This window comes from Pseudomonas turukhanskensis (assembly GCF_027922365.1).
GTDB classification, from domain to species: Bacteria; Pseudomonadota; Gammaproteobacteria; order Pseudomonadales; family Pseudomonadaceae; genus Aquipseudomonas; species Aquipseudomonas turukhanskensis.
On sequence record NZ_BSFN01000013.1, the window covers coordinates 40,580 to 53,544 of the forward strand.

Annotated in this window: 11 protein-coding genes and 3 tRNA genes; 6 read left to right on the forward strand and 8 right to left on the reverse strand. The window is 59.8% G+C overall.

The annotated features are described in order from the left end of the window. Positions 1 to 90 precede the first annotated feature (90 nt). Together PKE98_RS18970 and PKE98_RS18975 are read right to left on the reverse strand one after the other, a co-directional pair. Positions 91 to 771, reverse strand: a complete 681-nt coding sequence (locus tag PKE98_RS18970) for an energy-coupling factor ABC transporter permease (protein WP_271196962.1) — start codon at positions 769 to 771, stop codon at positions 91 to 93. Beyond that, a complete protein-coding gene (locus tag PKE98_RS18975) occupies positions 768 to 1,202 on the reverse strand; it encodes a GNAT family N-acetyltransferase (protein ID WP_271196893.1) in 435 nt (144 codons plus the stop codon). The genes PKE98_RS18970 and PKE98_RS18975 overlap by 4 nt, the downstream gene beginning before the upstream one ends. A 66-nt stretch (positions 1,203 to 1,268) precedes the next feature. Between PKE98_RS18975 and PKE98_RS18980 the strand changes: the two genes are divergently transcribed. The 3 genes from PKE98_RS18980 to PKE98_RS18990 all read left to right on the forward strand — a co-directional run bounded on the left by PKE98_RS18980 (position 1,269) and on the right by PKE98_RS18990 (position 3,522). Further along, entirely contained in the window at positions 1,269 to 1,898 is a 630-nt protein-coding gene (locus tag PKE98_RS18980) for a DUF1780 domain-containing protein (protein ID WP_271196894.1), read from the forward strand. 85 nt (positions 1,899 to 1,983) lie between these two features. After that, the gene (locus PKE98_RS18985; protein ID WP_271196895.1) at positions 1,984 to 2,157 is read left to right on the forward strand and encodes a DUF3094 family protein; all 174 of its coding nucleotides are present in this window, start codon (positions 1,984 to 1,986) and stop codon (positions 2,155 to 2,157) included. Positions 2,158 to 2,220: 63 nt separating this feature from the next. Beyond that, the gene (locus PKE98_RS18990) at positions 2,221 to 3,522 is read left to right on the forward strand and encodes an NAD(P)/FAD-dependent oxidoreductase (protein ID WP_271196896.1); all 1,302 of its coding nucleotides are present in this window, start codon (positions 2,221 to 2,223) and stop codon (positions 3,520 to 3,522) included. A 300-nt stretch (positions 3,523 to 3,822) separates the two neighbouring features. On the opposite strand, the gene PKE98_RS18995 is transcribed toward PKE98_RS18990, so the two are convergent. From PKE98_RS18995 to PKE98_RS19005, 3 genes are all read right to left on the reverse strand, one after another. Then, positions 3,823 to 3,898, reverse strand: a tRNA-Lys gene (locus PKE98_RS18995). 5 nt (positions 3,899 to 3,903) lie between these two features. Beyond that, positions 3,904 to 3,980, reverse strand: a tRNA-Pro gene (locus PKE98_RS19000). A gap of 10 nt (positions 3,981 to 3,990) precedes the next feature. Then, positions 3,991 to 4,066 (reverse strand) — tRNA-Asn (locus tag PKE98_RS19005). A gap of 205 nt (positions 4,067 to 4,271) precedes the next feature. Here PKE98_RS19005 and PKE98_RS19010 point away from each other — a divergent pair. Continuing rightward, entirely contained in the window at positions 4,272 to 6,632 is a 2,361-nt protein-coding gene (locus tag PKE98_RS19010) for a DUF1631 domain-containing protein (protein ID WP_271196897.1), read from the forward strand. Positions 6,633 to 6,647: 15 nt separating this feature from the next. Continuing rightward, positions 6,648 to 6,980 (forward strand): PilZ domain-containing protein, encoded by a 333-nt coding sequence (locus PKE98_RS19015; protein WP_271196898.1) that lies wholly within the window; start codon positions 6,648 to 6,650, stop codon positions 6,978 to 6,980. Positions 6,981 to 7,102: 122 nt separating this feature from the next. On the opposite strand, the gene clpB is transcribed toward PKE98_RS19015, so the two are convergent. The 3 genes from clpB to rluD all read right to left on the reverse strand — a co-directional run bounded on the left by clpB (position 7,103) and on the right by rluD (position 11,597). Then, a complete protein-coding gene (clpB, locus tag PKE98_RS19020; RefSeq protein WP_271196899.1) occupies positions 7,103 to 9,667 on the reverse strand; it encodes an ATP-dependent chaperone ClpB in 2,565 nt (854 codons plus the stop codon). A gap of 255 nt (positions 9,668 to 9,922) precedes the next feature. Beyond that, entirely contained in the window at positions 9,923 to 10,648 is a 726-nt protein-coding gene (gene pgeF / locus PKE98_RS19025; RefSeq protein ID WP_271196963.1) for a peptidoglycan editing factor PgeF, read from the reverse strand. A 4-nt stretch (positions 10,649 to 10,652) separates the two neighbouring features. Then, positions 10,653 to 11,597 (reverse strand): 23S rRNA pseudouridine(1911/1915/1917) synthase RluD, encoded by a 945-nt coding sequence (rluD, locus tag PKE98_RS19030; RefSeq protein WP_271196900.1) that lies wholly within the window; start codon positions 11,595 to 11,597, stop codon positions 10,653 to 10,655. A gap of 176 nt (positions 11,598 to 11,773) precedes the next feature. Between rluD and PKE98_RS19035 the strand changes: the two genes are divergently transcribed. Continuing rightward, positions 11,774 to 12,790, forward strand: coding sequence for an outer membrane protein assembly factor BamD (locus PKE98_RS19035; protein WP_271196901.1), 1,017 nt, complete (start codon positions 11,774 to 11,776; stop codon positions 12,788 to 12,790). Positions 12,791 to 12,965: the final 175 nt, after the last annotated feature.

Consider the following 12,965-nt stretch of genomic DNA (forward strand, 5'->3'; position numbering starts at 1 on the left):
TTTGCCGACGTGGCAGTGGTGCAGCGTGGCGATTGTGCCCGCCACCTGAGTGATACAGATCAATTGGCGGCGCGCTATAAAACCGGCGAATCAGTCGTCATCTTTCCACGGCGCTTGTAGGTAACGGTCGCGGTTGAAGGTTTCCAGCCACTCCGGCTTGAACACCACCAGGGCCGTGATCAACGTGCCGTTGATAAACGCTTCGGGGAACATCACCAGCCACAGGTAGCCGATAAAGTCTTCTAGCCAGAACGGCATGGGAAAGCGTCCGTCCAGCCACAGCACCCACAGGCCCAGCAGCACACACAGCAATGCGGCCAGGGCAGCGGGGAAGAAGCCTGAGCAGAAGATATACACAAACAGGTTTTGCGATTGCTTGCGCTCGACCCATAGCGCGCAGAGCTCGGTGACCAGTACCGGCACCAGCACCAGCAGTACGCCGTTAACGCCGATGGCCGCGAGGTCTTGCCGGCCAATAGCGAGCAACCCCAATTGGGCAGCAAAGCCACCGAGCACCGCTAGCGGCCAGTCGAGCAACAGGGTCACGGCGGTCATGCCGATAAAGTGGAAGGAAACCCCCACCTCAAAATCGCGGCGCACCAGCCAGAGTACAAACAGCGTCAGCACCGTACCGAACAGCAAATGCTGGCGGCGGATATCGCTGAACAACTCCAACCACGGCGAGCGACAGGCCGCCCAAACAAGCGCCGGCAGGTAAATCAGCCAGCCGATGGTCAGCGTGGTGGTGGATAGCAGCTCGGCGGCGATCACAGCGTTGCCCCGCATGGTGCCCGGGTCGAGAACACCTGGATATCCTGGCGCGCCTCCCAGCCGTGTTGCGCGGCCCAAAAGGCCAATGCCGGTTCAGCATCGCTCAATACAAACACGTGGGATTTGTGGATACCCAATTCACGCAGTCGCGCCAGCGCCCCATCAAGCATGGCCTTGGCCAGCCCCTGCCCACGAAACGCTGGCGCCACCAGCAGGTGCTGCAAATAACCGCGACGCCCGTCATGGCCTACCATCAGGCTGCCCACCAGTTGCCCCTCGCGCTCAGCCACCACGCTCAGGCCCGGGTTACGTGCGAGGTAGGCGCAGAAGGGCTCGAAGGCATCGTCCGGGCGCAGGCGGATGCTGGGCTCGGCTTGCCACAGGGCGATCAGGGCGCTGTGGTCGGCGGGCAGCACGGGGCGAATCGACATAGAGGACTCCTGCCTGGATGAAAACGCAGTCTACACCGCCAGCAACAGCGGGCTAAGCTTGCAGACATGGATGACTCCGAGTACCTGCGCTTACTGACAGACCAGGCCGAACAGGCCAACGCCCTGCTCTCCAATGCACGCAAATGGGAGCGGGAGCGGTGGGTATGCCAACGCTTTTTGCAGGCATTGAACGTACCGCACCGGCTGGAAGAGTTCAGCGCGGCCGAGCAGGACCCGCCCGACGTGCTGTTTCACAACGCGCATTTCGAGGTGTTTTTCGTGCTCGATGAAGGCCGGCGCCTTAACGATGAGTGGCGCCAGGAACTGGAGCGCCGGCGCAATGCCTACTCCCTTAGCCAGCTGGTGGAGCACGAAGCGAGGCCGCGCAAGATTCGTGCTGCAGAACTGCAAAACCGTCTGGCCCCCACGCTGCGCAAAAAAGCGGCGAGTTACCGCGAGCGCGGGATCGATATCGCCAACCTCGACATGCTTGCCTACGTAAATCTCAAGCGCGAGATCACCGATTTCAACAGCGCTTTTGCGCCACCCACCGAGTTTCTGCACCAGGGCTGGCGCTCGCTATCGCTGCTGGGTCCGAACTTCGCTAGGGTGCTGTTTGCCCATCCCACGGCACCGAATTTTCTGCGGATAAACCTGGGGCGCACGGTGCTTCTGGATATCGGTATCAGCCTGTAAGCGTTATTTTTGTGTAATACGCGTATTACATTGAGCCAGATCAAATCCCACGACTAGAATGACTGCATCCCACACGAGGCCTGCCATGTCCAGCCGACTCAGTCCTGATGACCAACAACGTGTCGACCAGTACCTCAGTGCGCCCCAGCACCAGGTCGAGCGCAGGCCGTTTCGTCCGTGGTTTCTGCTTTTTATCGTGCTGGCCTCGGTCATTGGCCTGGGTCTACTCAGCCGCTTACTCAGCCGGTTAGTGCTATGAGCTGCTTCGCGCTCGCCTCGCCGGCTTTGCCCCGAATCCCTGAAAGCCTTATGAGATATCACCATGTCCCATCGCATCATTATTGTCGGCGGCGGCGCCGGCGGCTTGGAGCTTGCTACCCGCCTGGGTAAGACCCTGGGTAAACGCGACCTGGCGCGCGTTACTCTGGTCGACGCCAACCTCACCCATATCTGGAAACCGCTGCTGCATGAAGTGGCGGCCGGCTCGTTGAACTCATCCGAAGATGAACTCAACTATGTCGCCCAGGCCAAGTGGAACCACTTCGAGTTTCAGTTGGGGCGTATGGAGGGGCTGGATCGCAGCGCGAAAAAAATCCAACTCTCGGCCACCTTGGATGAACAGGGCGAAGAACTGGTGCCTGCACGCTCGCTGGACTACGACACCCTGGTGATCGCCGTCGGCAGTACTACCAATGATTTCGGCACCCCGGGCGCGGCGCAAAACTGCCTGTTTCTCGATACGCGCGTGCAGGCCGAGCGTTTTCACCGCCAGTTGCTCAACCACTATATGCGCGCCCATGCCAACCAGGCCGGAAGCGCCGAACAGATCAGCGTGGCGATAGTGGGCGCCGGCGCGACCGGCGTTGAACTGGCAGCCGAACTGCACCACGCGGCGCATGAGCTGGCCGCTTATGGGCTGGACAGCATCAAGCCGGAAAACATGCGCATCACGCTGATTGAAGCGGGCCCACGGGTGTTGCCGGCGCTGCCCGAGCGGATCGGCCAGCCCGTGCATAAAACTCTGGAGAAACTCGGGGTTACGGTGCTGACCAATGCAGCGGTCAGCGAGGTGACGCGCGACAGCTTGAAAACAGCGCAGGGGCAGGATATTCCCGCCAGCCTCAAGGTGTGGGCAGCGGGCATTCGTGCGCCGGACTTCCTCAAGGACCTGGACGGGCTGGAGAGCAACCGCATCAATCAATTGCAAGTGCGGCCGACGTTGCAGACCACCCGCGACGACAACATTTTTGCCTTCGGCGATTGCGCGGCGTGCCCGCAGCCGGGTGAGGACGGTCGCAATGTACCGCCACGGGCGCAAGCGGCTCACCAACAGGCGTCGCTGCTGGCCAAATCGCTGAAGCTGCGGATTGAAGGCAAAGCGTTGCCCACTTATCGCTACCACGATTACGGCTCGTTGATTTCGTTGGCGAGCTTTTCGGCGGTCGGCAACCTGATGGGTAATCTGACCGGCAGCGTGATGCTGGAAGGCTGGTTGGCGCGAATGTTTTACGTGTCGCTATACCGCATGCACCAGATGGCGCTTTACGGCGTGTTCCGCACCATGATGCTGATGCTCAGCGACCGTATCGGCCGCGGCACCGAGCCACGCTTGAAGCTGCATTAAAAACATACAAAAGGCGCACCTCGGTGCGCCTTTTGTATTTGATTTTTGCTTCTGCGCATTTCACCGATCGAGATTGAGCGAGCTAGAGCAGTGCAAGGCAAAAATCTTTTTTGAAGCGCAGTTGGCTGTAGCCAATGAGCATTCAAAAAAGATTTTTAACGCAGCAATGCCGACGCGCAGCCAATCGACTCCTGACAACACAAACAAAAAAGGCGCCCCGAAGGGCGCCTCTTTTGTTGGATACTCCGTCTTTCAACGTTTCTCCTAAGATTTAACTCTTTAAACATCAAGAGCCAAAAATGGTGGGTCGTGTGGGACTCGAACCTACGACCAATTGGTTAAAAGCCAACTGCTCTACCAACTGAGCTAACGACCCAAAAATGGTCGGGGTAAGGGGATTCGAACTCCTGACATCCTGCTCCCAAAGCAGGCGCGCTACCGGACTGCGCTATACCCCGGTTGAAAGATTGGCTCCGCGACCAGGACTCGAACCTGGGACCCAATGATTAACAGTCATTTGCTCTACCGACTGAGCTATCGCGGAACTACTTGCTTCCATCTCTTTACGTCATTTGCTGTTAGGCATTTGCCGTATCGAGGCGCTGCATTTTAAGGATATTCGAAACCCTGTCAACCCCCTAAATAGCTTTTAAGACAATGATTTGCAGCAACCCAATCGCCGCTCTATGTTTGCCTGAGATATGATCGCTGCAGGATGCATAAGCCGGCCGGCTTGAACAGGACAGTCCATGAGCACGCAGGACCTACCACCACTACCACGAACCAACCAGACGCTCGCCAGCCGCGGTATCCAACCGCGCTTTGGTGAACTGGTGCAGGGTTGCCGCAAGCTTGCGATGAACCGGTTGGCCGAACACCTCACCGGGGTTTTTGGCCAGGTAGATGACACGCTGTTTGAATGCGCAGAGAAAGCCGAGAACAATAAAGTGCAGTCGTTGTTCTTCGACAACATGCGCGAAATTCGTCGCCAGCGCCCGCAGATCGAACGCAGCTACCACCAACGCGTAGCGCAAAACTTTTCCAATTTTCTTGAAGGCACCCTCGAACCTGAGGCGGGCACGGCGTCACTGCGTGCCGAAGACCTGTCGCTGATCCAGAACGAGGATTACGAAGAAAGCCTGCAAGTCACCAATATGGTCAGCCGGGTTAAGGCCCGCTGTGCCGAACCGCTGTTTGCCCTCGAGCAGCGACTGGCAGTGCTGAACAACGGCCAAAAGCTGGGTGAAGACAGCAACCCGTTCGGCCCGCGCGCCATTGCCCAGGCTTTTCGCGAAGCGTTGGCGCCTACGCCGTTTCCGCCGCAGATCAAAACCATTCTTTATATGCTGTTCGATCGCCACGTCATGCAGAGCCTCGACCGCCTGTATGAAGCGATGAACCAACGCCTGATCGATGCCGGCGTATTGCCGAATCTGAAATACGCTCCACAACGCACACCCGATGCCCGTCGCGCCCCCACCTCGCCACGGGAGCCAGCACCTGCCGCAGCGGCAGCAGAAGCACCGCGCACCGCTGCGCCGCAACCGCCTAGCGCACCTGCAACTGGCAACGCCCATGCCGCACCAGGTGCCGACGCGCCGCGCGTACCGTTTGATGCATCCGGCCCCGAGCCAACCGACCCGGCGGTGCTGTTCAGCAGCCTGGCGGCGCTGCTCGGCGAGCGCCGTCACTACAACGTCGACGCGCCGCTGCTGGGCGGCACCCGCAGCATCGCCAGCTTTGCGCCGCAAGGCGCCACGCGCACCTACGCCGCCAGCGATCTGCTCGAGGCGCTCAACCGCCTGCAACAACAGTCGGCACTGGATTTCTCCCAGCGCTTGCAACGTCCGCAGCAGGTCGAAGACTTCAAGGTCGACCTGCAACAGCAACTGGAAACCCACAGCAGCCTGCCAGGCCAGCAAAAGCTGTCGGACCAGGAGGCGGACGTAATCGATCTGGTCGGCATGCTGTTCGACTTTATCCTCGACGACGAGAACCTGCCGGACAATTGCAAGACCGCCCTCTCCCACCTGCATACGCCGTATTTGAAGGTGGCATTGCTGGACAAGGCGCTATTTACCCAGCACCACCACCCAGCCCGGCGCCTGCTCAACGCCATGGCTCAGGCCGGCGTGTTGTATGGCGGCGAGGAAGACGACCGCGGCCTGCTGGCGAAAATCCACTGGGTAGTAGAGCGGGTTATTCAAGGTTTCGATGGCGACCTCAAGCTGTTCGACAGCCTGCTGGTAGAATTCAACGAGTTCACCACCAACCTGCAACACAAGGTGGCACTGCGTGAGCGTCGTGCGGTCGAGGCCGCCAAAGGTCGCGACAAACTGCTCGGCGCCCGCCAGCAAGCCGTGGACATCATTGCCCGCGCGCTGGCCAATCGTCAGCCGCCGCCACTAATCCGCAACTTCCTCGAACTCACCTGGACCGATGCCCTGGTATTCGTTCTCCTGCGCCACGGCGAACGCAGTGCCGAATGGCAGCGTTATAGCGAAGTCGCCGAGCATTTGGCCTGGAGCAGCACGCCACTGAATGCAGCGGGCCAGGAACGCTTGCAAAGCATTCGCGTGCAATTGCTGGAAGATTTGCGCAAGGGCCTGGAAATTCTCGGCGGTTACCACGAAGACGGTATTCGCCGCCTGCTGCAAGATATCGTGGCCTGCCAGCACGCCGTACAAGCCAAGCAACCGCAGGTGGCCGCCAAGCTCAATCCGATACTGCCGGAAAGCCCGCTGGGCGCCATGCTCGGCGAAGACGCCCAACTGGCGAGTTCGGCGCCCCAGGCGTCCGGCCTGTCACACCAAGCCCAATTGATTGCCAAGGAGCTGGGACGTATCGAGTTTGGTACCTGGTTTGAATTTATCGATGGCGCGCAGGTGCGTAACCTGAAGCTGTCATGGTTCAGCCCCACCACCCACAACTATATGTTCGTTGACCACAGCGGACAGCGCGTGGCGATCAAACCGCTCACAATTTTAGCCAACGAGATGGAACAAGGTTTGGTTCGCATCCTCCAAACGGAACGCGGGGCCCCTCTGGTGGACCGCGCCCTGACCGCCATCTACCGGGTGTTGCAGCGCTTCACCGGTCGCGCCGAATAAAGTTAAGGAGCCGTAATGGACGATCGACGCCAGCACAGTCGCCACACCGCTGAGCTGCACCTGGAAGTGTATGACCTGCACACCGAACGCCACCTGGGCCGCGTGGTGGACCTGTCTATTGAAGGCTTTATGATCTTCGGTGACTGTCCCCAGGAAGCCGATGCACTTTTGGAATGCCGCCTGGTGTCTTACCCACCAGTAGAAGGTTTGACCGAAGTTCGTTTGGGTGCCGATTGCCTGTGGAGCCGGCCGGGTGCCGATGGCCAGCATTGCTGGTCAGGCTTTCACATCATCGATCTGGCCGAAGACCAGGCGGTACTGCTCGAAGGCCTGCTCAAACGCCTCTAGGCTTTCGTAGGGTGTGCTCTGCGCACCAGGCGATAGCCGCGCGAACGCCATGGTGCGCAGAGCACACCCTACAAAAGCAAAAAGCCCCGCACTCGGCGGGGCTTTTTGTTGTTCCACGGGCGTTACTCGAAGACGATCTCGTCGCCATCGACCACACCGGTGACCGTTGAACCGGGCATAAACCTGCCACCCAGAATCAACTGCGCCAACGGGTTTTCGATCCAGCGTTGCACGGCACGCTTCAAAGGCCGCGCACCGTATACAGGGTCATAACCCACGGCGATCAGCTTATCCAGCGCCTCATCGCTCAACTCCAGCTTCAGCTCACGCTCGGCCAGACGTTTATCAAGCCGAGCCAACTGAATCCGTGCGATACCGGCAATCTGATCACGGGCCAACGGCTCGAAGATCACCACTTCGTCGATGCGGTTGATGAACTCCGGCCGGAAGTGGTTGCTCACCGCATCCATCACCGCCGCGCGCTGTGCTTCCTGATCGCCCACCAACTCCTGAATGGCCGCCGAACCGAGGTTCGAGGTCATCACGATTACGGTGTTGCGAAAATCCACAGTACGGCCGTGGCTGTCAGTCAGGCGACCATCTTCCAGCACCTGCAATAGCACGTTGAACACATCCGGGTGAGCCTTCTCGACTTCATCCAGCAGCACCACCGAGTAAGGCTTACGGCGTACCGCTTCGGTGAGGTAACCGCCCTCCTCGTACCCTACATAGCCTGGCGGCGCACCGATCAAGCGAGCCACCGAGTGCTTCTCCATAAACTCCGACATGTCGATGCGTACCAGCGCCTCTTCGGTATCGAACAGAAACTCGGCCAGGGCCTTGCACAGCTCGGTTTTACCCACACCGGTCGGGCCGAGGAACAGGAACGAACCGCTTGGGCGATCCGGGTCCGACAGGCCCGCGCGGGAGCGGCGTACGGCACTGGCCACGGCCGTCACCGCTTCGTTCTGGCCAATCACCCGCTGATGCAGCAGGCCTTCCATATTCAGCAGTTTTTCCCGCTCGCCTTCGAGCATTTTCGAGACCGGAATACCGGTCCACTTGGATACCACTTCGGCAATTTCTTCCTCGGTCACGCGGCTACGCAGCAACTGATTTTCCGTTTTGCCGTGCTGGTCGACCATCTGCAGACTGCGTTCCAGATCGGGGATGATGCTGTATTGCAGCTTGGCCATCTGTTCCAGATCGCTACGGCGGCGCGCCGCTTCCAGCTCCTGACGGGCCTGCTCGATTTTTTGCTGAATCTGTGCAGAGCCTTGTACTTCGGCTTTCTCCGATTTCCAGATCTCTTCGAGGTCGGCGTACTCGCGCTCGTACTTGGCAATGTCTTCCTGCAGCTTGTCCAAACGCTTCAGGGCGGCATCGTCGCTTTCTTTTTTCAGCGCCTCGCGTTCAACCTTCAGTTGAATCAGGCGGCGCTCAAGACGATCCAGCACTTCTGGCTTGGAGTCGATTTCCATGCGGATGCGGCTGGCGGCTTCGTCCATCAGGTCGATGGCTTTGTCCGGCAATTGACGGTCGGTGATATAGCGATGGCTGAGTTTCACCGCCGCGATAATCGCGCCGTCGGTGATTGCCACTTTATGGTGAACCTCATAACGCTCTTTGAGGCCACGCAGAATGGCGATGGTGTCCTCTTCAGTCGGCTCCTCCACCAACACTTTCTGGAAGCGTCGTTCCAGCGCCGCATCTTTTTCGATGAACTGGCGGTATTCGTTGAGCGTGGTGGCGCCGACGCAGTGCAGCTCGCCACGGGCCAGGGACGGCTTGAGCATATTGCCGGCATCCATTGCGCCTTCGGCCTTACCGGCGCCGACCATGGTGTGCAGTTCGTCGATAAACAGAATCACGCGGCCTTCCTGTTTCGACAGCTCATTGAGCACCGCTTTCAGGCGCTCCTCGAACTCGCCGCGGAATTTGGCGCCGGCAATCAATGCGCCCATGTCCAGAGATAGCAGGCGTTTGTCTTTAAGGCCGTCAGGCACTTCGCCGTTGACGATGCGCTGGGCCAGGCCTTCGGCAATGGCGGTTTTACCCACGCCAGGCTCACCAATCAGCACCGGGTTGTTTTTGGTCCGGCGCTGTAGAACCTGGATGGTGCGGCGAATTTCGTCGTCACGACCGATCACCGGGTCGAGCTTGCCTTCCTCGGCGCGCTTGGTGAGGTCGACGGTGTACTTGTCCAACGCCTGACGCGATTCCTCGACGTTCGGGTCGTTGACCGCATCGCCGCCGCGCAGGTTATTCACCGCGTTTTCCAGCGCTTTTTTGCTGACACCCTGGCCAAGCAACAGCTTGCCCAGCTTGGTGGTGTCGTCGAGCGCGGCCAGCAGCACCAGCTCGCTGGAGATAAATTGGTCGCCTTTCTGTTGCGACAGGCGATCGGCCTGGTTGAGCAGGCGTGCCAGGTCCTGGGACAGGTTCACATCCCCGGTGGGGTTCTGAATTTTGCCCAGGTGGTCGAGTTCCTTTGTCAGTGCCTGACGCAGACTGTTTACGTCGAAACCGGTCTGCATAAGCAGCGACTTGATCGAGCCACCCTGCTGCTCAAGCAAGGCTTGCATCAGGTGCAGGGGCTCGATGGCGGCGTGGTCCATGCCCACGGCCAGGGATTGGGCGTCGGATAACGCTAATTGCAACTTGCTGGTTAAACGATCGATACGCATAGGTTTACCTTCCTGTAGAGGGCAGCCGGCGCAGTGAACGCACCTGATGAAAAAAGTCTGCCGAGATGCTCAAGTAAGTGAGGCCGATTGTTTGGGATTCAAGGTGTGCGGGTGATGATCAATGTCAAACGGACCGACACGGTGCTTCATATGACTGTAGTCGGATGTAGGAAGGGGCGAAGCCCATGAGGCGGGGCAATACTGCCGTGTGCGATGGGATTAGCCAGCGGCTCTACCCGTCCTACGGATAAGGGCTTACGGCTGGAGCCAGACCAGGGAGGCGAAACGCCCCGTGCGAGCGGCACGGCGATAGGAGAAAAAGCGTGGATCGCTGACGGTGCAGAAACCGCCACCGTAGACAGCGTTAACGCCGCGCGCAGCCAGCCGCAAGCGGGCCAACTGGTAGATGTCCGCGAGAAACTTGCCGTCGTTACTGCTCGGCACAAAGGCCTGATCAGCTTCGGCCTGCACGGCCATAAACGCTTCGCGCACCTCGGGGCCGACTTCGAACGCTTGCGGACCGATTGCCGGACCAAGCCACACCATTACGTCTTCGGCAGGAACAGCCAACGCATCCAGGGTGGCTTCCAATACGCCATTGACCAAGCCACGCCAGCCCGCATGCGCAGCTGCCACGCGAGTACCGGCGCGGTCGCAGAACAACGCAGGCAGGCAATCGGCGGTCATTACCGTGCAGGCGATGCCGGGCGTGGCGGTCCAGCTGGCATCCGCTTCAGCGACGACGCTCGGGTCAGCTGCAGCCACGGCAACGCCATGCACCTGTCGCAGCCAGGCGGGCTGGCAGTTCAGGCGAGCAATGAGAGCGTGGCGATTGGCGGCAACGGCACCAGGCTCGTCGCCGACATGGGCGCCGAGGTTGAAGCCATCGAACGGAGCGTGGCTGACACCACCGGCCCGAGTGGTCACACAGGCCTTGACCCGCGCCGGGGCGGGCCAGTCTGGCGTCAGCCAGTTTTGCAGGTCATCAGCCGACAAAGGCTTCACGGTCCTGACGCAGCAGGGACAGCAGCCAGACAAAGTCGTCTGGCAGTGGCGACTCCCACTTCATGCGCTGGCCCGTCACCGGGTGCGTCAGCTCAAGAAAACGGGCGTGCAGGGCCTGGCGCGGAAACTCTTTGAGCGCCTGCACCATGGTGGGGTTGGCAGCCGGCGGAATACGGAAGCGACCACCGTAGGCCGGATCACCCACCAACGGGAAGTTGATATGCGCCATATGCACGCGAATCTGGTGAGTACGGCCGGTTTCCAGTTTGACCCGGGTATGGGTGTGCGAGCGGAAGCGCTCCAGCACTCGGTAGTGGCTGATGGCCTGTTTGCCGCCTTCCATCACCGCCATACGTTGACGCTGCTGGCCGTGGCGGCCAATCGGAGCGTCGATTTTGCCACCGGCGGTGATCACGCCAATGACAATGCATTCATAGATGCGGCTGACCGAACGCTTTTGCAGCTGGTCGACCAGCTGGGTCTGCGCCTGAATATTTTTCGCCACCACCATCAAACCGGTGGTGTCTTTGTCCAGCCGGTGCACGATGCCGGCGCGCGGCACGTTGATGATGTCGGGAATATGATGCAGCAGCGCATTGAGCAACGTACCGCTCTGGTGGCCAACCGCCGGGTGCACCACCAGACCGGCGGGTTTGTTGATCACCAGGATGTCGTCATCTTCATAGACGATATCGAGCTCGATGTCTTCGGCCACCCATTCGCCCTGGGCTTCCTGCTCGGCATCAAGCTCCAGCAGGCTGCCGCCATGCACGATGTCGCGGGGGCGCACCACCTCGCCGTCCACCGTCAAAAGACCTTCTTTGATCCAGGCGGTAAGGCGCGAACGCGAGTGTTCACTGAAGAGTTGGGCGGCGACTTGGTCGAGGCGCTGGCCGCCCAATTCGGACGGAACCTCGGCGCGCATCTGGATGGCTAACTTATTAATTGGAGGAATGCTCGGAAACGGCGCGGCGTAGGCTTTGGTTTCGGCTACGTGCTTGTGGTTAAATACGGCGTCTTTGTCCCGGGGTAACCGGGGCGCTCATCATAACAGGACGGCTCTGCTCAAGACAGCCAGCCGTCACAGGGACGCAAGCCGCCATGCAAGTGAAACACCTGCTGCTGATCGCCATCCTCGCTCTCAACGTTGCTTGTTCATCTAATGAAGTTGTAGACGAAAATCTGAGTGAGTCCGAGCTGTACCAGCAGGCACAGACCGATCTGGACAATAAGAGCTACACCAGCGCCGTTACCAAGTTGAAGGCACTGGAGTCCCGTTATCCGTTTGGCCGCTATGCCGAACAGGCGCAGTTGGAGCTGATTTACGCCAACTACAAGAACGCCGAGCCAGAGGCTGCCAAGTCTGCTGCCGAACGTTTCATCCGCCTGCACCCTCAACACGCGAACGTCGACTACGCCTACTACCTCAAGGGCCTGGCTTCGTTCGACCAGGACGTCGGCCTGCTGGCGCGCTTCCTGCCGCTGGACATGACCAAGCGTGACCCGGGCGCCGCCCGTGACTCGTTCAACGAGTTCGCGCAGCTCACCAGCCGCTTCCCCAACAGCCGTTACTCGCCGGATGCCAAGCAGCGCATGATCTACCTGCGCAACCTGCTGGCTGCCTACGAAGTCCACGTCGGCCACTACTACCTGAAACGTCAGGCCTATGTAGCCGCCGCCAACCGCGGCCGTTATGTGGTGGAAAACTTCCAGGAAACCCCCGCCGTCGGCGATGGCCTGGCAATCATGACCGAGGCCTATCAACGCCTGGCCTTGAACGACCTGGCCGACAGCAGCCTGCAAACCCTGAAGCTCAACTACCCGGACAACCCGAGCCTCGTGGACGGCAAGTTCGTGCCGCAAGAAGACGAAGCCGACAACCGCAGCTGGCTGAGCAAGGCCACCCTGGGCCTTATCGAAAGCGATGCTCCGCTGCCACCGGGCGAAACCCGCGCCAGCCAGGACGTGATCAAGCAGTACCAGGACGCCGAGCAAGATATTCCGGAAGACCTGCAGCCGGCCGATCAAAGCAGCGATGCCGAAGAGGAACACGAAGCAGAAGGCAACAGCGATGATCGCTCGTGGTTCAGCTACATGACCTTTGGCGTGTTTGATTGATGCGCTAGACAAAAAAAACGCCCTTCGGGGCGTTTTTTTTTGCATAAGCGATCGGCTGCGCGTCGGCGAGGCTGCCTTACCTCGCTCGAACTGGCTCGATCCAGATGTGTAGCGCGGCTGAAATCGCAGGATCAAACACCACTTGGTGTTCGGCTAATCCCTCAACCGCCACCCC

Excerpts from the sequence above, each read along its gene's own strand:
- PKE98_RS18980 (WP_271196894.1), top strand. The coding sequence starts at position 1,269 with ATGGATGACTCCGAGTACCTGCGCTTACTGACAGACCAGGCCGAACAG.
- PKE98_RS18975 (WP_271196893.1), bottom strand. The coding sequence starts at position 1,202 with ATGTCGATTCGCCCCGTGCTGCCCGCCGACCACAGCGCCCTGATCGCC.
- PKE98_RS18990 (WP_271196896.1), top strand. The coding sequence starts at position 2,221 with ATGTCCCATCGCATCATTATTGTCGGCGGCGGCGCCGGCGGCTTGGAG.
- PKE98_RS19035 (WP_271196901.1), top strand. The coding sequence starts at position 11,774 with ATGCAAGTGAAACACCTGCTGCTGATCGCCATCCTCGCTCTCAACGTT.
- PKE98_RS19010 (WP_271196897.1), top strand. The coding sequence starts at position 4,272 with ATGAGCACGCAGGACCTACCACCACTACCACGAACCAACCAGACGCTC.
- clpB (WP_271196899.1), bottom strand. The coding sequence starts at position 9,667 with ATGCGTATCGATCGTTTAACCAGCAAGTTGCAATTAGCGTTATCCGAC.
- PKE98_RS18985 (WP_271196895.1), top strand. The coding sequence starts at position 1,984 with ATGTCCAGCCGACTCAGTCCTGATGACCAACAACGTGTCGACCAGTAC.
- PKE98_RS19015 (WP_271196898.1), top strand. The coding sequence starts at position 6,648 with ATGGACGATCGACGCCAGCACAGTCGCCACACCGCTGAGCTGCACCTG.
- rluD (WP_271196900.1), bottom strand. The coding sequence starts at position 11,597 with ATGCGCGCCGAGGTTCCGTCCGAATTGGGCGGCCAGCGCCTCGACCAA.